The organism is Telluria sp. B2 (assembly GCF_051789535.1).
Taxonomy (GTDB): Bacteria; Pseudomonadota; Gammaproteobacteria; order Burkholderiales; family Burkholderiaceae_D; genus Telluria.
Genome location: NZ_CP196525.1, coordinates 1,505,173 through 1,527,949, shown reverse-complemented (window position 1 = coordinate 1,527,949; position 22,777 = coordinate 1,505,173). Strand labels below are relative to the sequence as shown.

Annotated in this window: 20 protein-coding genes; 13 read left to right on the top strand and 7 right to left on the bottom strand. The window is 65.2% G+C overall.

The window, feature by feature from the left end; all coding sequences use genetic code 11:
• Positions 1 to 7 precede the first annotated feature (7 nt).
• The 5 genes from ACSUZJ_RS06840 to ACSUZJ_RS06820 all read left to right on the top strand — a co-directional run bounded on the left by ACSUZJ_RS06840 (position 8) and on the right by ACSUZJ_RS06820 (position 5,240).
• Complete coding sequence (locus ACSUZJ_RS06840; protein ID WP_499414539.1) at positions 8 to 760, top strand: ABC transporter ATP-binding protein; 753 nt, start codon at positions 8 to 10, stop codon at positions 758 to 760.
• Positions 757 to 1,980, top strand: a complete 1,224-nt coding sequence (locus ACSUZJ_RS06835; RefSeq protein ID WP_499414537.1) for an ABC transporter permease — start codon at positions 757 to 759, stop codon at positions 1,978 to 1,980. Before ACSUZJ_RS06840 ends, ACSUZJ_RS06835 begins: the two co-directional genes overlap by 4 nt.
• 33 nt (positions 1,981 to 2,013) lie before the next feature.
• Positions 2,014 to 3,222 carry an alpha/beta fold hydrolase gene (locus tag ACSUZJ_RS06830; RefSeq protein ID WP_499414535.1) on the top strand — a complete coding sequence of 403 codons (1,209 nt, stop codon included), beginning with the start codon at positions 2,014 to 2,016 and terminating at the stop codon, positions 3,220 to 3,222.
• 127 nt (positions 3,223 to 3,349) lie between these two features.
• Positions 3,350 to 4,735: an FAD-binding oxidoreductase gene (locus tag ACSUZJ_RS06825; protein WP_499414533.1), complete on the top strand. Its 1,386-nt coding sequence runs from the start codon at positions 3,350 to 3,352 to the stop codon at positions 4,733 to 4,735.
• An 85-nt stretch (positions 4,736 to 4,820) separates the two neighbouring features.
• Complete coding sequence (locus tag ACSUZJ_RS06820; RefSeq protein WP_499414531.1) at positions 4,821 to 5,240, top strand: acyltransferase family protein; 420 nt, start codon at positions 4,821 to 4,823, stop codon at positions 5,238 to 5,240.
• 42 nt (positions 5,241 to 5,282) lie between these two features.
• Here the strand turns inward: ACSUZJ_RS06820 and ACSUZJ_RS06815 are convergent, their stop codons facing one another.
• The 4 genes from ACSUZJ_RS06815 to edd all read right to left on the bottom strand — a co-directional run bounded on the left by ACSUZJ_RS06815 (position 5,283) and on the right by edd (position 8,968).
• Positions 5,283 to 5,792, bottom strand: coding sequence for a hypothetical protein (locus ACSUZJ_RS06815; RefSeq protein WP_499414529.1), 510 nt, complete (start codon positions 5,790 to 5,792; stop codon positions 5,283 to 5,285).
• Positions 5,793 to 5,868: 76 nt separating this feature from the next.
• Positions 5,869 to 6,372, bottom strand: coding sequence for a Rhs element Vgr protein (locus tag ACSUZJ_RS06810; protein ID WP_499414527.1), 504 nt, complete (start codon positions 6,370 to 6,372; stop codon positions 5,869 to 5,871).
• Between the two features lie 56 nt (positions 6,373 to 6,428).
• Positions 6,429 to 7,052, bottom strand: a complete 624-nt coding sequence (eda, locus tag ACSUZJ_RS06805) for a bifunctional 4-hydroxy-2-oxoglutarate aldolase/2-dehydro-3-deoxy-phosphogluconate aldolase (RefSeq protein ID WP_499414525.1) — start codon at positions 7,050 to 7,052, stop codon at positions 6,429 to 6,431.
• Positions 7,049 to 8,968: a phosphogluconate dehydratase gene (edd, locus tag ACSUZJ_RS06800; protein ID WP_499414523.1), complete on the bottom strand. Its 1,920-nt coding sequence runs from the start codon at positions 8,966 to 8,968 to the stop codon at positions 7,049 to 7,051. The genes eda and edd overlap by 4 nt, the downstream gene beginning before the upstream one ends.
• 322 nt (positions 8,969 to 9,290) lie before the next feature.
• On the opposite strand from edd, the gene pgi reads away from it, so the two are divergent.
• The 5 genes from pgi to ACSUZJ_RS06775 all read left to right on the top strand — a co-directional run bounded on the left by pgi (position 9,291) and on the right by ACSUZJ_RS06775 (position 17,241).
• Entirely contained in the window at positions 9,291 to 10,946 is a 1,656-nt protein-coding gene (pgi, locus tag ACSUZJ_RS06795; RefSeq protein WP_499414521.1) for a glucose-6-phosphate isomerase, read from the top strand.
• A 20-nt stretch (positions 10,947 to 10,966) separates the two neighbouring features.
• Positions 10,967 to 11,863: an SMP-30/gluconolactonase/LRE family protein gene (locus ACSUZJ_RS06790; RefSeq protein ID WP_499414519.1), complete on the top strand. Its 897-nt coding sequence runs from the start codon at positions 10,967 to 10,969 to the stop codon at positions 11,861 to 11,863.
• 229 nt (positions 11,864 to 12,092) lie between these two features.
• Entirely contained in the window at positions 12,093 to 14,669 is a 2,577-nt protein-coding gene (locus ACSUZJ_RS06785; protein ID WP_499414517.1) for a YncE family protein, read from the top strand.
• Between the two features lie 229 nt (positions 14,670 to 14,898).
• The gene (gene zwf / locus ACSUZJ_RS06780) at positions 14,899 to 16,368 is read left to right on the top strand and encodes a glucose-6-phosphate dehydrogenase (RefSeq protein ID WP_499414515.1); all 1,470 of its coding nucleotides are present in this window, start codon (positions 14,899 to 14,901) and stop codon (positions 16,366 to 16,368) included.
• An 18-nt stretch (positions 16,369 to 16,386) separates the two neighbouring features.
• Positions 16,387 to 17,241, top strand: a complete 855-nt coding sequence (locus ACSUZJ_RS06775; protein ID WP_499414513.1) for an SIS domain-containing protein — start codon at positions 16,387 to 16,389, stop codon at positions 17,239 to 17,241.
• Between the two features lie 344 nt (positions 17,242 to 17,585).
• Here the strand turns inward: ACSUZJ_RS06775 and ACSUZJ_RS06770 are convergent, their stop codons facing one another.
• Together ACSUZJ_RS06770 and ACSUZJ_RS06765 are read right to left on the bottom strand one after the other, a co-directional pair.
• Positions 17,586 to 18,218, bottom strand: coding sequence for an HNH endonuclease family protein (locus ACSUZJ_RS06770; protein ID WP_499414511.1), 633 nt, complete (start codon positions 18,216 to 18,218; stop codon positions 17,586 to 17,588).
• Entirely contained in the window at positions 18,205 to 19,533 is a 1,329-nt protein-coding gene (locus ACSUZJ_RS06765) for an AAA family ATPase (protein WP_499414509.1), read from the bottom strand. Before ACSUZJ_RS06765 ends, ACSUZJ_RS06770 begins: the two co-directional genes overlap by 14 nt.
• A 595-nt stretch (positions 19,534 to 20,128) precedes the next feature.
• Between ACSUZJ_RS06765 and ACSUZJ_RS06760 the strand changes: the two genes are divergently transcribed.
• The 3 genes from ACSUZJ_RS06760 to tal all read left to right on the top strand — a co-directional run bounded on the left by ACSUZJ_RS06760 (position 20,129) and on the right by tal (position 22,020).
• A complete protein-coding gene (locus ACSUZJ_RS06760; protein ID WP_499414507.1) occupies positions 20,129 to 20,626 on the top strand; it encodes a GAF domain-containing protein in 498 nt (165 codons plus the stop codon).
• Positions 20,627 to 20,634: 8 nt separating this feature from the next.
• Positions 20,635 to 20,964, top strand: coding sequence for an HIT family protein (locus tag ACSUZJ_RS06755; RefSeq protein ID WP_499414505.1), 330 nt, complete (start codon positions 20,635 to 20,637; stop codon positions 20,962 to 20,964).
• Positions 20,965 to 21,090: 126 nt separating this feature from the next.
• On the top strand, positions 21,091 to 22,020 hold the full coding sequence (tal, locus tag ACSUZJ_RS06750) for a transaldolase (protein ID WP_499414503.1): 930 nt from the start codon (positions 21,091 to 21,093) through the stop codon (positions 22,018 to 22,020).
• Positions 22,021 to 22,105: 85 nt separating this feature from the next.
• On the opposite strand, the gene ACSUZJ_RS06745 is transcribed toward tal, so the two are convergent.
• On the bottom strand, positions 22,106 to 22,624 hold the full coding sequence (locus ACSUZJ_RS06745; protein WP_499414501.1) for a TetR family transcriptional regulator: 519 nt from the start codon (positions 22,622 to 22,624) through the stop codon (positions 22,106 to 22,108).
• Positions 22,625 to 22,777 lie beyond the last annotated feature (153 nt).

The following is a 22,777-nucleotide window of genomic DNA, read 5'->3' as shown; positions in this document are numbered from 1 at the left end:
GGGCGGCATGAAAGGCGAAGTCCTGATCGACATCCGCGCCGTCACCAAGAGCTACATCTCGGGCAGCGTCGAAACCCCGGTGCTGTTCGGGGTCGACCTGCAGGTGGAGCGCGGCGACTTCATCGCGGTGATGGGCCAGTCCGGTTCGGGCAAGTCGACCCTGATGAACATCCTCGGCTGCCTGGACCAGGCCAGCGGCGGCGACTACCTGCTCGATGGCCGCGATACGCGCGCGCTGACGCGTCCGCAGCTGGCGGACATCCGCAACCGCACCATCGGCTTCGTGTTCCAGAGCTTTAACCTGATCAAGCGCATGAGCATCCTCGAGAACGTGGCGCTGCCGCTGATCTACGCGGGCGCCGCGCGTTCGCGCGCGATGGCCAAGGCGGCCGAGGAACTCGAGCGCGTCGGCCTGGCGGCGTTTGGCAAGCGCACGCCGAACCAGCTCTCGGGCGGCCAGCAGCAGCGCGTGGCGATCGCGCGCGCCCTGGTGGCGGACCCGCCGCTGATCCTGGCCGACGAGCCGACCGGCAACCTCGACACCCAGACCAGCGACGAGATCATGCGCGGCTTCCAGGCATTGAACAAGGAACGCGGCATCACCATCGTGCTGGTCACGCACGAACCCGACATCGCCGCCTGGAGCCGGCGCCTGGTGCGCCTGAAGGATGGCCGCGTACTCTACGACGGCCCCGCCGCCGAGGGCCTGCGCCAGCTCGCCGCCAGCCACGAGCAGGTCATCCACGGGAGCGAGGCATGAAGCTCTACCAGGTGATCGTGGAAGCCTTCCGCTCGATGGCGGCGAACCGCCTGCGCACCGCGCTGACCATGCTCGGCATCGTGATCGGCATCGCCTCGGTGGTGCTGATGCTGGCGCTGGGCGACACCATGCAGCGCTTCATCTCGAAGGAACTGCAGGCGCTGGGCACCAACATGGTCTACGTGTTCCCGGGCGGCGACCGCACCCAGGCCGACCGCATGCGCGCCGGCGCCGCGCCTTCCCTGACGCTGCTCGATGCCGACGCCCTGAACCGCCTGCCCAGCCTTGCCGGCGCCGCTCCCGCCCTGCAGGGGAACTTCAAGCTCGCCGCCGGCAACGAGACCGCGTCCAGCCTGGTCTTCGGCGTGACCCCGGCCATGTTCAAGATCCGCAACTGGAAGGTCGACCAGGGCAGCATGTTCACCGACGACGACGTGCGTGCGGCCGCGCGTACGGTGGTCATCGGGCAGAAGGTGGCGGACCAGTTCTTCTACCGGCTCGACCCGCTGGGCCGCTACCTGCGCATCGAGAACGTGGCCTTCCAGGTGGTCGGCGTGCTGCAGGGCGAAGGCCGCCAGATCGACGGCGGCGACCTGGCGGAGATGGTGCTGGTGCCGATCACGGCGGCGCGCGCCTACATGGTGCGCGGTCCCTTCCCCGACAACGTGCACTACATTGCGGCCCAGGGGCGTTCCGAGGGCGTGCTGAACGACGCGGTCGAGGACATGAAGGAAGCGCTGCGCGACCGCCACCGCATCAAGCTCGACGAGCCGGACGACTTCCGCGTGCAGAACCTGGCGACCTTCGCCGCCACCGGCGCCAAGATCAGCACCGGCATCGCCCTGCTCCTCGGTGTGATCGGCGGGATCTCGCTGCTGGTGGGCGGGATCGGCATCATGAACATCATGCTGGTGTCGGTGACCGAGCGCACCCGCGAGATCGGCATCCGCATGGCGATCGGCGCCAAGCCGCGCGACATCCTGCTGCAGTTCCTGACCGAGGCGGTGGTGATCTGCCTGGCCGGCGCCGCGGTCGGCATTGCGATTGCGGCGCTGGGCGCGATGGCGGTGACGGCCTTTGCCGACTTCGAGGTCTCGGTCGGCCTGCAGGCGGTGATCATCGCCTGCGCCTTCGCCACCGCGGTCGGCGTGTTCTTCGGCTTCTATCCGGCGCGGCGCGCTTCGCGCCTGCTGCCGGTGGACTGCCTGCGCCATGAGTAAAGAGACAGATTTTCAAACGTACCTGGAGATTGCATGAGTTTCACGCTGTTTTCGCGCCGTACCTTCATGACCGCCACGGTGGCGCTGCTGGCGGTCCTGCCTGCGGCACATGCCCTGGCCGCGCCGTTCGCATCGGAACGGATCACGGTGCGCACCGAGGGCGCGGGCCCGGACGTGGTCCTGGTCCCGGGCCTGAACTCCTCGCCGCGCGCCTGGGCTTCGACCGTGGCCGCGCTGCCGGGCTACCGCTACCACCTGGTGCAGTTGTCGGGCTTCGCCGGCCAGCCGGCCGGCGCCAACGGCGAAGGCCTGGTCGCTGCCCCGGCCGCCGAAGAGATTGCCCGCTACATCAGGGAGGCGAAGCTGCAGCAGCCGGCCGTGATCGGCCACTCGATGGGCGGCACCATCGGCCTGATGCTGGCAAGCCGCCATCCGGAATCCCTGTCGCGCCTGATGGTGGTCGACATGTTCCCCTATCTCGGCACCTTCTTCGCCGGCCCCGGCGCCCCGCCGGAGCGCGTGGCCATCATCGCCGACGGGGTGGCCGCCCACCTGCGCAGCGCGCCCCCCGAGCAGCGCAGCAAGCGGGCCGACGACACCATCGCCGGCATGGTCGATACCGAGTCCATGCGCGCCGGCGCCACCGCCGACGTGCTCGCGAGCGACGCGGACGTGGGCAGCCGCGCCATGCGCGAGCTGATCGTCACCAACCTGATTCCCGAACTGCCGAAGATCGCCGTGCCGGTGACGGTGCTCTACGTCCAGCCGAAGTCCGTGCCGCTCCCGGCCGAACAGTTCGACGCCGTCTACCGGAGCGGCTATGCGCCCGTGAAGCAGCTCACGCTCAAGCGCATCCCGGACAGCGCCCACTTCATCATGTGGGACCAGCCGCAGCGCTTCCAGGGCGAGGTGAAAACCTTCCTGGAGGCGGGCGTAGCGCCGGCAGCGGCGCCGTCCACGTCCGGCACGGGTTCCGCCCAGGCCCGCAACTGCCGCAATACGCGGCCGGCGTATCCGGAAAGGGCGCAACGCCAGGAGATGGAAGGCGTCGTGAAAGCCGCCGTCCTGATCGCCGCCGACGGCAGCTACCTGAAGGGAAAGATTCGCAAGTCCAGCGGCTGGCGCCTGCTCGACGATGCCACGCTCGCGGCCGCCGCCGGATGGTGCTGGAAACCGACCTACGAGAACGGCGTGCCGGTCGAGGCATGGCAGGAGTTCGACTACACCTGGTCGCTCGGGTGAACCCGGGCCGGGACCGGCTCCCGGCGTGAATCATAGGGCGGCCCGGCGTCCGGGCCGACCCTGCTTGCATATCAGCCCCGCCTCCCTATGATGAAGTATCGTCAACGAACCAATGCGGAGGTGCGCGATGAATACCGTAGGGGTGAGTGAAATCGAGGAGCTCCAGGGCAGTCTCAGGGGCGCCTTGCTGCTGCCGGGCGAAGCGCAGTACGACGACGCCCGCAAGATCTGGAACGCAATGATCGACAAGCGTCCCGCCATGATCGTGCGTTGCGCCGGCGCGGCCGACGTGCGCACCTCGGTCAATTTCGCACGCGAGCACGGCCTGCGGCTGGCGGTGCGCGGCGGCGGCCACAACATCGCCGGCAGCGCGCTGGTCAACGACGGCCTGGTGATCGACCTGAGCGCGATGCGCTCGGTGCAGGTGGCGCCGCACAGGATGCGGGCCTGGGTCGAGGGCGGCGCCCTGCTGCGCGACGTCGACCATGAAACGCAGGCCTACGGGCTGGCGACCCCGCTCGGCATCAATTCCACCACCGGCGTGGCCGGCCTGACGCTGGGCGGCGGCTTCGGCTGGCTGACGCGCAAATACGGGCTGGCCGTCGACAACCTGGTCGCGGCCGACATCGTCACCGCCAGCGGCGAACGCCTGCATGTCGACAGCGACAACCATGCCGACCTGTTCTGGGCCATCCGCGGCGGCGGCGGCAATTTCGGCGTCGTCACGACCTTCGAGTTCGCGCTGCATGCGGTCGGCCCCATGGTCACCGGGGGCCTGATCGTCTTCCCGTTTGCCCAGGCCGGATCGGTGCTGAGAAAGTACCGCGACTATGTCGAAGCCCTGGACGACGATGTGTCGGTCTGGGCCGTCCTGCGCAAGGCGCCGCCCCTGCCCTTCCTGCCGCCGGCCGTGCACGGAAGCGAGATCGTGGCGCTCGCCTTTTTCTCGCCCCAGCCGGAGCAGCAGGTTCAGGGTGCGATCGCCGACGTGCGCGCTTTCGGCGATCCGATCGGCGAACACATCGGCGCCGTGCCCTATGCCGCCTGGCAGCAGGTCTTCGATCCGCTGCTGGTGGCGCCGGCGCGCAATTACTGGAAGTCGCACAACTTCAACACGCTCAGCGACGCCGCCCTCGAGGTGGTGATCGCCTACGCCGGCAAACTGCCGTCCGACCAGAGCGAGATCTTCCTCGGACTGATCGGCGGCGCGGCGAACAGGCGCGCGCCGGACGAGACGGCGTATCCGCACCGCGCCGCGCTGTACGCGATGAACGTGCACACCCGCTGGGCCGAACCGCGGGACGACGCCGCCTGCCTGGCCTGGGCGCGCGAGTTCTTCAAGGCGGCCGCGCCCCACGCCGCCGGCAGCGTCTACATCAACTTCCTGAACGAGGACGAGGTCGACCGCATCGCCGAAGCCTACGGCCCGAACTACCGCCGGCTCAGGGAGACCAAGACGAAGTATGATCCGGACAACCTGTTCCGCAGCAACCAGAACATCCTGCCGGTCTGAGGACCACTATTCCTGGCGCGCCTGGGTCGGCTGACCTGGCCAGGCACGGACGCTGGCCCTGTGCGGCGGCGCAGGTCTCCTGCTGGTGTTCGGATGGAGCGACCTGGTCTACCGCCACCTGTTCAAGTCCGGTCTCTACGGCCTGTCCCTCGGCGCCTGCCTGCTCCTGCTGGCTTGCCATGCGCACCCCATGGCGCCGCGGCGCGGGCTGGGCTGGCTGGCGCGCATGGGTGAACTGAGCTACGAGCTCTACCTGTCGCACATGTTCGTCGTGCTGGCGGTGGTGGCCACCTATCGCGCGCTGCTGGGCGAGGGCCAGGACTGGACCTTCGTCGTCTACCTGCCGGTGCCGGTGCTGGTGCTGGTGCTGGTGCTGGTGCTGGTGCTGTGCCTGGCGCTGACGAGTGTCCTGGCGAGATTGATGGCGCGCTTCCGGCTATCGCCCCGGCGCCTCCGGCGCAATGCCGACGCTGGTGAAGAGCAACGGCAGAGCAGGTCATCCTGAAGATCGTACGGCACGACCGGCCACTCGGCAGCCACCCGGCAGCTACTCGGCAGCTGCCAGGCGGCAATCCGGTGCACCTGCGGCGACCCGGTACTGGTTCGCATTGCCACCGCTTTTCGGTACGAGGCAGAAACGGGCCTGGTAACGCAGCGGCATGGATGTTTTCCTGCCCGGACGGGCATCGATCTGCACCAGGTAGGCCTTGCCCGGCTCGAGCGTCGCGGCCGGGGTCTGCGGCAAGGCCTGCACCCGTCCGCCGTAGGGAATGCACATGCTGTACATGACCGGGAAGGTGCGCTCGCGCGGCATCGCCATGCGCCATAACACCTTGCCGCCGGCGTCGCTCACCGTCACCGACTGGAAGTCCGGAGCGCCGCCACGCTTTTCCTCCTGCTCCGAAATCGTGAAGCAGGGCACCCCGTTCGCTCCCTGGCGCACCTGGGCCTCGCCGATGCGGCGTGCGGACTGCGCCGGCAGCGCGAGCAGGAGGATCAGCAACGAGGTCAGCGGAAGCTTCATGATGTCGGAAAACAGGAAAGCAGGCAGGCTCATAGCCTACGATGTTGCTGCACAGCAGTATTGAGCAAAATCAAATGCGAAATGGGTAGCGGGCGGGGCCGCCAAGGTCTCAGGCGAAGCGCGCGATGCGTCCGGCCAGGCCCCGGTGCAGGTTGCCGCGGTCGGCCGGGTCGGCCAGGAAACCGGCTAGCACCCGCTCGTACAGCGCCAGCTGGCCGCCGTACTGGCGCTGGCGCATGGCGTCCGGCCGGCGCAGGAATTTCAGGACAAAGTAATCGGCCAGCAGGTCGCCCTGGGCCTCCATGTTGTAGTCGGCGAGCGTTGCGCCCTCGAACAATTTGTAGTCATACGGAAGCCCGAGGCGCACGGCGCCGCGCAGGCGCACCGGGTAGCCCAGCTGGTGCTGCCAGACGTGGACCATCTCGTGCATGAACCAGTGGCGGCCGACGAGATTGGCCTCCGAATAGTCCTGAAGAAAGCAGGAATGGTGGAAGTAGATGCTGCCGTTCGGCGTCATCGCGCAGTTCTTCGGCTGCAGGAAGCCGAGATAGCGCCGGTTGAACACACGCACCCGCGTGTAGTCGATGGCGTCGCGAAACAGCAGCGACGCCATGGCGATCTCGCCCGCGGTGAGCGGGCGCCACCGGCGCTGTCGCACGGACGTGAGACTTACTGCTTGCGCAGGGCCGCCGCGGCCTTGGCCAGCCCGGTGATGCGGTCCCAGTCGCCGGCGGCCAGGGCATCCTTCGGGGTCAGCCAGGAGCCACCGACGCAGGCCACGTTCTTGCAGGCCAGGAAAGCTGGCGCGGTGTCGATCGAGATGCCGCCGGTCGGGCAGAAGGTCACGTCCGGCAGCGGGCCGGCGATCGCGTTGAGCATGCCGACGCCGCCCGCCGGCACCGCCGGGAACAGCTTCAACTGCCTGAATCCATGCTCGCGCGCGGCCATCACCTCAGAAGGCGTCATCACGCCCGGCAGCAGCGGCAGGCCGCTCTTTTTCGCCGCCTCGATCATGCTGGCGGTCAGGCCCGGCGAGACGCCGAAGACGGCGCCGGCGTCGCGCGCGGCCTCGAACTCGTGCGGCTGGGTCAGCGTGCCGACGCCGACGATGGCGCCTTCGACTTCGCTCATCGCGCGGATCGCGCCGAGGCCGTGCTCGGTGCGCAGCGTGACTTCCAGCACGCGGATGCCGCCTGCCACCAGGGCCTTGGCCAGCGGGACGGCGTGTGCCGGGTCGTCGATGGCGATGACGGGGATCACGCTCGCCGAGCGCATGATGTCAAGTAAATTCATTTCTGCGTCCTAAAGAGAAAGTCTTCGTCGGAACCGGGCTGGCCTTCTTCGGCATGCATGCCTTCGTGCAGCGGGACGGTCGTGGGAATCGGCGACGGCAACGGGAAAGTGGCCGCGCCCTCTTCCGCCGGGCTCGAGTGGGTGCGGAACATCGCGAACAGCTCGCGGCCCATGCCGATGTGGCTCTTCGACAGGTCGGCGGTGGCCATGCTGCGCGCGGCCCATACCTCGTCCGGCACCAGCGCGTCCAGCGTGCCGTTCTTCGCGTCGACGCGGATCAGGTCGCCGTCGCGCACCAGGCCGAGCGGGCCGCCGGCCAGGATCTCGGGCGACACGTGGATCGCCGCCGGCACCTTGCCGGAAGCGCCAGACATGCGGCCGTCGGTGACCATCGCGACCTTGTAGCCTGCGTCCTGCAGGTTCGACAGCGCCGGGGTCAGCGCGTGCAGTTCCGGCATGCCGTTGGCGCGCGGGCCCTGGAAGCGGATCACGGCCACGAAGTCGCGGTTCAGCTTGCCGTCCTTGTAGGCCACCATGAAATCTTCCTGCGAATCGAAGGTCAGCGCCGGCGCCTCGATCAGGTGGTACTCGGGCTTGACCGCCGAGATCTTCATCACGGCGCGGCCCAGGTTGCCCTGCACCAGCACCATGCCGCCGTTGCTGGCGAAGGGGTTCGACGCCGGACGCAGTACCGCTTCGTCGCCGCTCTGCGCCGGGACATCGCGCCATACCACCTTGCCGTCCTCGCCCAGGAAAGGCTCCTTGCAGTGCGCGCGCAGGCCATGGCCGAGGATGGTGTTGACGTCCTCGTGGGCGAGACCCGCGTCGAGCAGCTCGCGGATCACGAAGCCCGGGCCACCGGCGGCCTGGAAGTGGTTCACGTCGGCTTCGCCGTTCGGGTAGATCTTCGTCAGCGAAGGCACCACCTTCGACAGTTCGTCGAAGTCGTTCCAGTCGATCACGATGCCGGCCGCGCGTGCGATCGCCACCAGGTGCAGGGTGTGGTTGGTCGAACCGCCGGTCGCGTGCAGGGCGACGATGGCGTTGACGATGCTCTTTTCGTCGACGATGCGGCCGATCGGCATGTAGTTGCCGCCCTGCTGGGAGATCGCGACCGCCTGCTGGGCGGCGGCGCGCGTCAATGCATCGCGCAGCGGCGTGCCCGGGGTGATGAAGGCGGCGCCCGGCATGTGCAGGCCCATCATCTCCATCAGCATCTGGTTGCTGTTGGCGGTGCCGTAGAAGGTGCAAGTGCCCGCGCCGTGGTAGGACGCCGATTCGTTATCCAGCAGTTCTTCGCGGGTGGCCTCGCCCTTCGCGTAGCGCTGGCGGACCGCCGCCTTTTCCTTGTTCGAGATGCCCGAGGTCATCGGGCCGCCCGGCACGAAGATGCCCGGGATGTGGCCGAAGTGCAGCGCGCCGATCAGGAGGCCCGGCACGATCTTGTCGCAGATGCCGAGGTAAAGGCCGGCGTCGAACATGTTGTGCGACATCGCCACGGCGGTCGCCATGGCGATGGTGTCGCGCGAGAACAGCGACAGTTCCATGCCCGGCTGGCCTTGCGTCACGCCATCGCACATGGCCGGCACGCCACCGGCGAACTGGGCCACGGCGTCGACTTCGCGCACCGCGTCCTTGATCACTTTCGGGAAGTATTCGAACGGCTGGTGCGCCGACAGCATGTCGTTGTACGACGAGACGATCGCCACCGACGGCTTCTTCTGCTCGCGCAGCTTGAGCTTGTCGTTGGCGGGGAAGGCGGCGAAGCCGTGGGCCAGGTTGGTGCACGACAGCGCCCCGCGCTGCACGCCCTTGACCCGCGCCGCCTCGAGATGCGCGAGATAAGCGGCGCGCGAGGCGCGGCTGCGCTTGATGATCCGGTTCGTTACCTGTTCAACTACAGGGTGCAGCGCCATAATCGTTCCTTCGAAAATTTGACTATGAAATTTTACTACAGAATTGGATTGGGAGTTGCAGATGGAGGCGATTCTGCGGCTACGCATGCGCTCCATACCGCGTGGACACAGGTGTCCACCCTACGAAAACCGGGCAATGCCCAGGACAGCCGACTACGCTCGATCATCTGGATTTTGTAGGGTGGACTCCCGAGTCCACGCTGTACAACATTGGCATGTCGATCAATGGACGGAAATCCGCACTCAAGCATTGTGTAGTGAATTTACGAACGATTCCTGTATTATTCGATAATCTTGTTCCAAACCATATCACGCGCGAGCCATGCCCCAGCCATCCCTGACCAGTACCGCCAGCTTCCAGGCCCTCGAAACCCACGCCGTCGAGGCCGAAGACTGGCAGATGCGCCACCTGTTCGCGGCCGATCCGCAGCGCTTCGAACGCATGTCGATCGAGGCCGCCGGCCTGTTTCTAGACTATTCAAAAAACCGGCTTGACGGGCGCACGCTTGAACTGCTCGCCAGCCTGGCGCGCGAGCGCGGCGTCGAGCGCCAGCGCGACGCCATGTTCGCCGGCGAAAAGATCAACAACACGGAAAACCGCGCCGTCCTGCACACCGCCCTGCGCGCCCCGCGCGACCTGAAACTGACGGTCGACGGCCAGGACGTGGCGGCCGATGTGCACGCCGTCCTTGCCCGCATCAAGACGTTTACCGATGCGGTGCGCGGCGGCCAATGGCTGGGCCATACCGGCAAGCCGATCACCGACATCGTCAACATCGGCATCGGCGGCTCCGACCTCGGCCCGAAGATGGTCTGCCTGGCGCTGCGCCAGTATGCGCACCCGCGCCTGACGATGCACTTCGTCTCGAACGTCGACGGCCACGACATGGACGCCGCGCTGGAAAAGGTCGATCCCGAAACCACTCTCTTCATCATCGCCTCCAAGACCTTCACCACGGCCGAGACCATGATGAACGCGCAGACCGCGCGCAAGTGGTTCCTCGCGCACGCGCCCGCTCAGTCAGCCGATTCTGCGCTGGCCAAGCACTTCGTTGCGGTGTCGACCAACGTCGAGGCGATCAAGGCCTTCGGCATCGATCCGGCCAACATGTTCCCGTTCTGGGACTGGGTCGGCGGCCGCTATTCGGTCTGGTCGGCGATCGGCCTGCCGGTGGCGCTCGCCGTCGGCTTCGGCTACTTCTCCGACTTCCTGGCCGGCGCCCACGAGATGGACCAGCACTTCCGCACCGCACCCGTCGAGCAGAACATGCCGATGATCCTGGCCCTGGTCGGTTTCTGGAACCGCCAGTTCCTGGGCTGCACCTCGGTCACGATCGCGCCCTACCACCAGGACCTGAACCGCTTCCCGGCCTACCTGCAGCAGCTCGACATGGAGAGCAACGGCAAGCGTGTCACGCGCGACGGCGAGCCGGTCGATACCCCGACCTGCCCGGCGATCTGGGGCGAGCCCGGCACCAACGGCCAGCACGCCTACTTCCAGCTGCTGCACCAGGGCACCGACCTGACGCCGATCGACTTCATCGCCGCCCTGCGCCCGGCGCACGAACTGCACAACCACCATACCGCGCTGCTGGCGAACTGCTTCGCCCAGTCCGAAGCCTTCATGAAGGGCAAGGACATCGACGAGGTGCGCAAGGACCTGCAGGCGCAAGGCCTGTCGCTCGCCGAGATCGAACGCCTGGCGCCGCACAAGACCTTCCCCGGCAACCGCCCGAGCAACACGATCCTGATGGAGTACCTGACCCCGGCCACGCTGGGCGCCCTGATCGCACTGTACGAACACAAGACCTTCGTGCAAGGCGTGATCTGGGACCTGAACAGTTTCGACCAGTGGGGCGTCGAGCTGGGCAAGGTGCTGGCCAAGAAGATCGAGGCCGAGCTGGCCGGCGCGGCGCAACCGGAACAGCACGACAGTTCCACCAATGGCCTGATCGCGCGCGCCAAGGCCGCCGTTTGATGGGAGAGACGGACACCACCATGAAAAATGCGAAGATCGACATCGTCCACGACGAAGCGATGCTGGTCGGCGAGTGCCCGCTGTGGCACGACGTCGAGTCGGCCCTGTACTGGGTCGACATCAACGGACTCACCGTGCACCGCGTGCACCCGGCCAGCGGCAAGTACTCGTCCTGGAAAATGGGCTCGGAACCCTCGGCGATTGCAGCCGACGACGACAACAACCTGGTCGTGGCGACGCGCACCGGCTTCGTGCGCCTGAACACGACCAGCGGCGAGATCACGGACATCTGCCCCGCCCCCTATGACACCAGCATGGTGCGCTTCAACGACGGCCGCGTCGATCCGCAGGGCCGCTTCTGGGTCGGCACCATGTACGAGCCGCGCGACAAGCCGGCCGCCGAGATGTACGTGCTCGAACAGGACCGGTTGCGCTGCGCCTGGTCGGGCGGGATGACCAACTCGAACGGCCTGGCCTGGAGCCTGGACGGGCGCACCATGTTCCATGCCGATACCACCAGCCACCGCATCGACATCTACGATTTCGATCTCGAGGCGGGCGCGGCCACCCTGAACCGCAACCTGGTCACCTTCTCGACCGACAAGAACTCGCCCGACTACGGCGGCCGCCCGGACGGCGCCACGGTCGACAGCGAAGGCAATTACTGGATCGCCATGTTCGAAGGCGGCCGCCTGCTCAAGCTCTCGCCCACGGGCGAACTGCTGCGCGAGATCCAGCTCCCGGTGCGCTGCCCGACCGGACTGGCCTTCGGCGGCGCCGACCTGCGCACGCTCTACATCACCACCGCCAGCCACGGCCGCTCGAACGCGGAGAAGGAACAGTATCCGCTGACCGGCAAGGTGCTGGCGCTGCGGATCGACGTGCCGGGTGTAGTGCAGCCCGACTATCGGCGCTGAGTCCGGCCAGGCGCCGATAAGCGCCGTCTTCCTGCATTTCCCCAAGCCTGCCGGGATGCCCCGGCAGCGCGTCTCCCGCCGTATCGCCAACTCTGCCGTAACGATCTTGCAACAGTGAAAGTGTTTTCTTTCGCCAAATACAAATTTCGCACATAATTGCCTCTCTATTAATTAATTGATTGATATGGCGGCCATGATGATGTTGAAGAAACGCGCAGTGCAGTCTGTAGTGTCTTGCCTGCTTGCCAGCCTGCTCGGCGCATGCGGCGGAGGCGGCGGAGGCGGCAGCAGCCCGCCGACGCCGATCGGCACCGCGCCGCCGACCGGCGCCAACCCACCCGCCACCGGCACGCCGGGCACGCCGCCGCCATCGTCCACGCCGCAAGTACTGACCTTCAGCGCCCCCATCGCCGGCGCCACGGTCGAAGCCGGCCGCTCGGCGGCGATCAGCGCCGACGCGGTCGTCACCACGCCTGCCGACTTTGCCACGGCCAGCGCGGTCTACGCCTATATCATCGACACCAATGGCGTCATCCTGCCGCAGGTGCAAATCACGCAAACCGGCACCTATTCCTACCGGGCCGTCATGCAGACCGTGCCGAGCCTGGCGGCCGGCAAATACAGCGGCAATTTCGCTGTCAAGGTATGCCGCGATGCGAATTGCGCCCAGCAGTTCCCGGGGTCGCCCATGCAGCTGCCGTACGAGATCACGGTAACCGCGCCGGTGCTGCCGGTGGTCACGGCGTTGCCGGTATCCAACCTCGACCTGACCATCAACACCGGCAAGGCCGCCCCCGATCCGCTCAGCGTCCGGGTCAGCGCCGCCGGCCGTACCTGGACCGCCACGACTGAGGCCAAGTGGATCACCCTGCTCGATGCGAGCGGGAGCGGCGACGGCGCCTTCCGCGTGAAGTACGACGTCTCGGCGCTGGCACTGGGCATGCAGACGAGCAACATCGTCGTCAAGGCCAGCGACGGCCAGAGCGTCGTCCTGCCGGTCAAGGCGCAATTGCTGCCGGTGGCCTTCAGCGTCGACCGTAACCAGATCACCTTCACCGCCATCAACGGGGCGCCCATTGCCGCCGAAGCCGTCAAGTTCAACGTCGCCGACGGCGCCGTCACCTGGGCCGCCAGCACGAATGTGCCCTGGCTGGGCATCACACCGACGGGAGGACCGACGCCCGGCATCACCACCCTGAAGGTGGACCCGGCCGCCGGCAACCTGGCCAGCGGCCAGTATGCCGGCCTGGTAACGATTAGCGCGCCTGGCGTGCAAACCAGCACGGTTCCGGTGACGCTCAACCTGAGCAAGGCGACCTTCAAGGCATCGAGCGCCTCGATCACGCTGGGCGGCACCTACGGCCGCGAGCACGACCAGGCTGCGGTGTCGCTGAACCTGAACACCCTGGGCAATGCGCATCCCTGGTCGCTCTCGGCCATTCCCGCCTGGCTGGGCGCCAGCGCCGTCAGTGGCCAGGTGAGCCAGACCGGCGCCAGCGTGAACTTCTCCCAGATCCTCGGCGCCCTGCCGACCGGCACCAGCGTCGCCGCCCTGACCGCCACCGCCAAGGTCAACGGCGACGTGCTCACTACCCCGATCACGGTCACGGCCAACCGCGACGCCCACAAGCTGCTGTTCTCGGAGACCGGCGTGGCCTTTGCGTCGACGCCGACCTGGTCGCGCCTGAGCCGGACCGTGACCGTCAGCGACAACTTCGGCCAGGCATCAGGCTGGAGCGCCAGCTCCGACCAGCCCTGGCTGGCCCTGTCGCGCAACGGCAAGCAACTGACTCTGAGCGCCAACCCGGCCAGCCTGCCGGACAACGCAATCAGCTACGCCACGGTCAAGCTGATGAGCGACGACACGACGATTTCCACGGCAGAGACCTTGCGCGTGGCACTCTGGAAAGGCAGCACCACACCGGGGTCGATCAAGAAGCTGAACAAGAGCTACATGCACCTGAAAACCGATCCGATTCGCCCTTACCTGTACGCCAACGCGGGCGGCACCGGCATCGACGTGTACAACGTCTATACCGCGGCCCTGGTCGGCACCATCGGCAACCTGGGCGGCGCGCTCGGAGAGATGAGCGTCAGCCAGAACGGCGCGACCCTGTACGCTTACGACACCGCGAACCGCAACATTGTCGTGATCGACCTGGCGACGATGACGAAAACCGCCACCTGGCCGCTGGCGAGCTCGATCGATCACTTCTCGAAACTGCTGGCGGTGCGGCCGAACGGCGTGCAACTCGTGATTGCGCGCGACGGCATGGCCTACGACGCGGCGACCGGGCTGGCGGTGGGCACGACGGGTATCAACCCGGTTGCCGCGACCACCGACGGCAAGCGCACGTACTCGGCCGGCGGCGTCGGTTTCGATATCGACTTCAGCGCCATGGCGGGCGGCACGCTCTTCAGCAAACTGGCCGGCTCCAACGCCGGCGACGACGTCGCCGTCAGCGGCGACGGCAGCCGCTTGTATATGGCAAGCGGCGCGCCGTATCGCTGCCGCCGCATCAGCCCGACCGATTTCAGCGAGATCGGCAACCTCCCGGGCGGCGAACACTATCCGAACAATGTGGAAGTGGGCAGCGATGGCCGCGTGTACTGCGGCATCTCTGGCTGGTACTCCAGCGCCGATGTCTGGGTGCACAGCGCGGAAGGCGCGATCCTGAACAGCTTCAAGTTCGCCGGCTACGCCCAGGCCCTGACTGCCGGCTCGATGCAGATCTCCGGCGACGGCCTGATCATGGTTGGCCAGACCGACGATCCTTTCCTGGTGTTCGTGCCGGTCGGGCCGTAATTTCGCCTGCCGCTACAGTCTCCCTCCGCACAGTGCCGCGCCCTCATGCCGCGGCGCTGTGCGGATTTTCTTTTCCTCCCCCCTCCCTTCCATCAAGACGCACCTCGGCCGGTAACTATGGCACCATAGGCCGGCCCACCCGCCTACGTAGTAGAATTTCTTGCAAAGACCATATTCATGTAGTAAATTTACATTGACTTGACCATCACCATTTGCAACCGATAACACCATGGCCCTTTCCGATTTCGATCTCGTCTTCTTTGGCGGCAGCGGCGACCTGTCGATGCGCAAACTGCTCCCCGCAATGTATGCCCGCGACGTCGCCAGCGACCTGCCGCCGACCGCGCGCATCATCTGCGTCGGCAAGGACGAAAGCTCGCAGGAAGCCTTCCTCGACATGATCGAGACCCACTCGAAACCGCACATCAAGGAAACGGTGGTCGAGGAAAAGTGGCAGCGCTTCCTCAAGCGCATCACCTACGTCGCGCTCGACGCGACCCGGGTCCAGACCTACGCGCCGCTGGTCGAGGCCCTGCGCAAGGAAGAAGACATCACACGCGTCTACTACCTGGCCACGCCCCCCAGCCTGTTCGCGCGTATCTGCGACAACCTGGCCGAGACCGGCCTGGCCACGCCGAACTCGCGCGTGGTGCTGGAAAAGCCGCTGGGACGCGACCTGGCGTCGGCCAAGCAGATCAACGCGGACGTGGGCAAGGTGTTTGCCGAATCGCAGATCTACCGGATCGACCACTACCTCGGCAAGGAGACCGTGCAGAACCTGCTGGCCCTGCGCTTCGGTAACGTGCTGTTCGAGCCGCTGTGGCGGCGCGAATGGATTTCGGATGTGCAGATCACCATCGCCGAGAAGATCGGCGTCGGCAACCGCCTCGGTTACTACGACACCTCGGGCGCCCTGCGCGACATGCTGCAGAATCACCTGCTGCAACTGCTGTGCATCGTGGCGATGGAGCCGCCGACCTCGATCGCGCCGGACGCCGTACGCGACGCCAAGCTGCAGGTGCTGCGCTCGCTGAAGCGATTCACCCCGACCACGCTGACCCAGAACATCGTGCGCGGCCAGTACCGTGCCGGCTTCGTGGACGGCCAGGCCGTGCCGAGCTACCGCGACGAGCCCGATGCGCCAAAGAGCTCGAAGACCGAGACTTTTGTTGCCATGAAGGCCGAGATCGACACCTGGCGCTGGGCCGGCGTGCCCTTCTACCTGCGCACCGGCAAGCGCATGGCCGACCGCCTGGCCGAGATCGTGGTGCGCTTCAAGCAGATTCCGCACTCGATCTTCAACCAGCCGACCTCCAGCTTCCAGCCGAACAGCCTGGTGATCCGCCTGCAGCCGGACGAGGGCTTGTCGCTGAACCTGATGGCCAAGACGCCAGGGGACTCCATGCGCCTGAAGCAGGCCGAGCTCGAACTCGACTTCCGCGAGCAGTTCAAGGCGCCGCGCATGGAAGCCTACGAACGGCTGCTGCTGGACGTGCTGCGCGGCCAGCTCACCCTGTTCATGCGCGGCGACGAACTTGAAGCCGCCTGGGAATGGGTCGAACCCATCCTCGACCACTGGGAACAGGACGACACCGCGCCTGTGCCCTACGCCTCGGGCACCTGGGGCCCGGCGGCCTCGTCGGCCCTGATCGGCCGCGACGGCCTGCAGTGGCGCGAAGAAGCGCTTCCAGAAGACTGATCTCGTCACGGAACCATCATGCTGCTCGATTCCATCCGCACCCAGCTCGATTCGCTGTCGAAGTCCGAGCGCAAGGTCGCGCTCGCGGTGCTCGAAGCGCCCAGCGCCACCGTTAGCCAGAACATCACGGCGCTGGCCAAGAGCGCGCAGGTGTCCGAGCCGACCGTGGTGCGCTTCTGCCGCACCCTCGGCTACGACGGCTGGCACGAGTTCAAGCTGAAGCTGGCGCAAGGCCTGGCCCTGGCCCTGCCCGCCGCCAACGAGCAGCCGGCCCAGGACGACCTGGCGGCCGACCTGGTGAACAAGATCTGCAGCCGCTCGATCAACACCCTGCTCGACCTGCGCAACAACCTCAATGCCGAGTCGGTGCAGAAGGCGCTCGACATCCTGTCGCGCGCGAACAAGATCGAGTTCTACGGCCAGGGCACCTCGGGCTTCGTGGCGGCCGACGCCCAGCACAAGTTCTTCCGCTCGGGCGTGCCGACCGTGTCCTACACCGATCCGGCGATCCACTCGATCGCAGCGGCCCTGCTGCGCGAAGGCGACTGCGTGGTGGCGATTTCCCAGCGCGGCAACAACCCTTCGCTGGTGCGCTCGGCCAAGCTGGCGCGCCGCGGCGGCGCCGACGTCATCGTGCTGGCGCCCTCGGGCACCCCGCTGGCCGACATGGCGACCGTGCTGATCCCGATCGACCTGGTCTTCAACATCGACCCCTACACCCCGATCTCGGCGCGCCTGGCCTACCTGGTCGTGATCGACGTGCTGGCGGTCGGCCTGGCCCTGCAGCGCGGGCCGGATTTCCGCCGCAAGATGCAGAACGCGCAAAAGGCGCTGCAGGAGTTCGACATGCAGTTCGATTCCTTCATCGGCTGAGTCAGCGTGAAATCTTCTTGACGGCCCGCGAAGACCGCTCGTGGTCGAGCTACCGCCGACGCCAGCCTCGTCATGACAAGGCGTAAGCGGACGCGTGCCGCTGGTGGACGACAAGGACGATGGGACGACCACGGCGGAGATCATGGAACAGCTCGGACACAAAGTTGCGCAGTCCACGCCGGAGCGGAAGGACTCGTCGAGGCCGCGCGCCGTCGGTCTATATCCTTCACATCGGCTAGATTGCCGAGGCCGGCTATGACCTGCACCTCGCCACGCCGGCTACGCCGGACAACCTGCAGTGCGCGGACGAATGCACGATGGTCCGAGCTATTGTCTCCCCAGTTTCAGCGGTCGAGCCATCCCCTCATCACGTTGACCAGGACAGGTGCAAACGCTTCAAGACGCAGCTGCTTAGGCTGCAATAACGCGTCAATTACCATCCTGATGAGATCGTCGTCGTCAAGTCCTTCTGCAGGATTGACGCCATTGGTCCAAAGCAGGCTGTCACATAATTGCTTGCGCTTTTCGATCAATCCCTTATTCGAAGCTTCCGTATCTCCCAGGTTGAGGACACGGATCGCTTCTCTTGCCCTGTCCGTCAAGCCTTCGACCCGCCCACTCAGCTTGTAACGCAGTTCCGACTCGCACTCCGGCATCAAAGGTGTCAAAGGCAGGGCTTGCGAACCATGGGCATTATCGCAGTGAAGCGGAGCGGCACAGCTTGCGATAATGTTGCTGAAATCAAGCGTCCGTTGGGGTGCGAGTTTCTGCGCTTCCACATGCTCATTCGTGGTGTCTTCCGCGCTACCTGAAATCGAATCGCAGCAGTAGCCACAAAGGAAATTCTGCTCGACTGCACAGGCCAGCCGAATGGCTTGCCTCTCCTCGGCGGAAAGATCGCCATATGTTCCATTCGGATGCGTGCGTTTCCAGTCGATGAGATGCTGCGGCTCGATCCCTTTGCTAATTCTTCGCAAGACGCATCTCCTCCTTACGCAGCAATATTCTTGCTTTTGCAAGTTCGAGATTTTGAGCGGGAAGATCCTGCTCGAGCTCGTCGATCAGTTGTTTTGCTCCATCCAGTTGATGGTCATAGATCAAGTCAAGGAGATCGTTGAGACGCTTCGCCACCGCAGCATTGCGTACGTGTGTGTCCATTACCTCAAGCAATACCGTATTTACATCTTGTCCATACAGCGGGGGCACTCGCGTTAACCGCCCATCGTCCAAGGCATATACCAGGACGCTCTTAGAATCACTGATGACCAGTGGAGAATGTGTGCTGAGTACGAACTGACAATTCGGGAACGTTGTCGTCAGGCGCTGGATGATGTCGCGAGCCCAACGTGGGTGCAAATGCATGTCGACCTCGTCGATCAAGATTACGCCTTCGCCATGCAATGGATTCGGCAACCCCGGATTCATCATGGCAAGCCGCCGTGCGATATCTCCAACCAGAGCCATCAAGGACTTCTCGCCTTGCGACAGCTGCGACACGTTGAGCGTTCGTTTGCCCTTGTCGATCGACATGTACAGGCGGGGCTTTCTCCGCACTTTCAAGTTGGTGAAGCCCGGCATGAAGTTGGCAATAGCGGTGCGCACCGCGGTCAATTGCCGGTCCCTCGACGATAGTTCTTGCTTCCGGAGTTTTTCGCCGATCTCTTTCCCCAGGCTCTTTTCAAGGGCATCGATTATTTCTTGGGGAATACTTTTCTCGTTTTCAGAATCTTCGCGCTCGCGGAACCATTCGAAAAAGCGGCGAAAATCGACACCTTGGTTGAGGGAGTTATCGTAGCCATCCAACTGCTGGAAACTGTGCTTTTCCCTGATCTTCAGTGGAATATCGAGGACGACGCGTTCGACAGGATAAAAAGCGATGAGCGGAACACTCGTCTGCTCATCGGTGGATAATGCGGTGCGATAGATGTCGGCAAGACGGCTGACATTGTTCAAGTGTGATGAATGCGCGCCCTTGCGGCCGGTCCTTACCTTTGCAAGTACCCAGTCGTATATGGCATCCCGATCTTTCACCATGAGTGTAATGGCGGCAGAGTTAGCGCCATTGAGTATCTGCTCTTCGTCGATGGCACTTCCGCTTCCTTTTTCGCTGCGAAAGCGGGCCACGAACCAGCTCAAGGATGTGGCGAGCGATCTGAGAACCGTTGTCTTGCCTGCCCCATTATTTCCGATCAGGACCGTTACATTGGATGATACCTCGTCGGTTGGCGCAAGCGGGATGGAAAGCGAGCTGAATGGCCCGACGTTCTCCAATTGGAACTTTTCGATTTTCATGCTCATCCTATCTTTGTCAGGAGCAGGCTTCATTGCCAAGTCAAACGATTTGGCATTTTAAGCCATCACCAGCCCATCACTAAGAGCGTCCGCCAGCGCGCTGCCGATGTTATTTACAGCATAGCCACTCGCTTCCTGTCGCGAGGCCGGGAAACGAGACAATTCAAGCACTTACGCTTCTGGCCTGCAACTTGCCATGGATGACGTCACCAAAACCGAGGAGATGTCATGAAACTTTTTTCTTACCTTGCAGTTGCCGCCTCGCCCTGCTTCCGCTGTGCAGCCAGGCGGGTGTCATCCCTTGGCACAGGCCCGCCCCTTGCAGCGGCGCTACCGGCTACATCGCGCGCGATGGCGCGGAGCTTCCGGCCGAGGACCCCGAACCGGCAACGCTTGCCCTGGTCGGCGCCGGCCTGCTGCTGGCCGCCGGCGCGTCGCGGGGTTGTCCAGTAAGTGGCACCCCAAGATCGCCGGGCAGTGGGGGGCCTCTCCAATGCCCGACCAGGCCACCCCGAGTCGCCCCGATGGCCCCGCCTGCCGGCCGGGCGTGCTGGTTGTAGAATAATGCTTTTCGTCCAGCCTCATCGACAGCGCCATGCACATCAATCCAGAACGCAGCACCCGCCCCGACTACGACCTGCTGGTACGCCAGGTCGCCAGCGTCCTCGAAGGCGAACGCGACCTGACCGCGAACGCGTCGCAGTTTTCCGCGCTCGTATACGACACCCTCGCCGACCTCAACTGGGCCGGCTTCTACCTCACCGTGCCGTCGAAGAAGGGCGAAGGCCAGGACCTGCTGGTCGGCCCCTTCCAGGGCAAGCCGGCCTGCGCGCGCATCCTCTTCGGCCGCGGCGTCTGCGGCACCACCGCCGTCGAGCGCAAGACCATCGTCGTGCCGGACGTGCACGCCTTCCCGGGCCACATCGCCTGCGACTCGGCCTCGAATTCGGAAATCGTGATCCCGCTGATCAAGAACGACAGGCTGATCGGCGTGTTCGACATCGACAGCCCGAAGCTCGACCGTTTCTCGGACGAGGACCGCGCCGGCCTGGAAGCCATGATCGCCGCCTTCCTCGACGCGACCGACTGCTGAACCAGCCGATGTCAAACGACTTCTACTGCGACGAAGCGCTGAGCGGCCGCACGCCGGTCGAGGTGGTGAAGGAAACGGACGAGGTCCTGGCCTTCCACCACACCCGGCCTTACTGGCCGGTGCACATCGTCGTGGTGCCGAAGGCGCACATCCCCTCGCTCACCGACCTCGGCGGCCATCCGGCCGAGACCGTGTACCGGCTGCTCGACGTGGTGCGCGAGGTGGCGGCCGAGGTCGAGCAGCGCCACGGCGCCTGCCGCGTGGCCACCAACCTCGGCGGCTACCAGGATTCGAAGCACCTGCACTTCCACGTCGGCCACGGCGCACCCCTGCGATAAGGCCGGCGGCGCGCACGGGCAGCGTGAGCGCCCCGGGGATTCCGTCAAGTTCTCTTGTGCAGTCCGGAAGCGGAGGCGGCGATTCGGTACAATAGCCGCCTGACCGTCACCAACCATCGTCCCAAGATGAACCAACTCGAACAGCTCAAGCAGTACACCACCGTGGTCGCCGATACCGGCGACTTCCAGTCGATCAAGGCCTACGCGCCCCAGGATGCGACCACCAACCCGTCGCTGATCCTGAAAGCCGTGCAGAAGCCGGAATACCGCCCGCTGCTGGAAAAGGCCGTCGCCAACGCGAACGGCGCCTCGGTCGAGGCCATCGTCGACAATCTCCTGATCGCCTTCGGCGTCGAGATCCTGAAGTACGTTCCGGGCCGCGTCTCGACCGAGATCGATGCCGCCCTGTCCTTCGACACCGAAGCGACGGTGGCCAAGGGCCGCGAACTGATCGCCCTGTACGAAGCGGCCGGCGTGTCGCGCGAGCGCGTGCTGATCAAGATCGCCTCGACCTGGGAAGGCATCCGCGCCGCCGAGATCCTGGAAAAGGACGGCATCCACTGCAACCTGACCCTGCTGTTCTCGCTGTGCCAGGCCGTGGCCTGCGCCGAAGCGGGCGTCAAGCTGATCTCGCCTTTCGTCGGCCGCATCTACGACTGGTACAAGAAGTCGACCGGTACCGACTACCAGGGCGCCGAAGATCCGGGCGTGCAGTCGGTCAAGCGCATCTACCAGTACTACCGCAAGTTCGGCTATGCAACCGAAGTGATGGGCGCGAGCTTCCGCAACACCTCGCAGATCCTGGAACTGGCCGGCTGTGACCTGCTGACCATCTCGCCGGACCTGCTGCAGAAGCTGGCCGACAGCGACGCGCCGGTCGAGCGCAAGCTCGTTGCCGATGAAAACGCCGACATCGAAAAGATCGCCATCGACGAGAAGACCTTCCGCTTCATGCTCAACGAAGACGCAATGGGCACCGAGAAGCTGGCCGAAGGCATCCGCGCCTTCGTCGCGGACTCGGCCAAGCTGAAGAAGATGATCGAAGAACTGCGCTGATCGATCGCGCAGGGGTTGGAAAAGTAAAGCAAGCGCGGCCTCGGCCGCGCTTTTTTATTTCCGTTTCTAAAACATCCAGACCGTTCTAGCGGGAGCGGATGCCCTCGAGGTAGACATCGAGGATCTGGGCCCCGGCGTCGAGCAGGCCGAAGGACGCCGGCTCGAACATCCAGTTGCGGATCACGCCATCCATCGTCGACCACAGGCCCAGCGCAACCACGTGCACATCGATATCGGCGCGGATCCGCCCTTCCCCGATCCCGGCCTGGAGCCGTGCCTCCACATGGTCCAGCCAGTCGCGCTGGCTCTGGCGGCGGCGCACCCGCACGGCGTCCAGTTCGCCGACGAACTCGACTTTCAGGGTGGCGATCTCGAACACCCGGCGCGCCTGCGGGTTCTGCTCGGTCACCCGAAAGATTTCCAAGATGAAATTGCGCAGATCGCCCAGCGGGTCGGTTGCGCCCTCCGCCTCGAGCACCCCGAAGGCGCACTCGAACGGCAGCGTGGCGCGCTCCATCATCGCGTTGAACAGCGCGCCCTTGTCGTCAAAATGCCAATAGATCGCGCCGCGCGTCACACCCGCGGCGCTTGCGATATGCTGCAAGGTCGTTCGCGATACCCCTTGCTCAACAAATAATTGCTCTGCTGCATCAAGGATGCTGTCTCGCGTAGCGGCCGCTTCTTCCTTCGTTCTGCGAGCCATCGTCTCACTCCAATTTTTTAGTGGGCCAACACGTTAAACATACACTCGTGATAG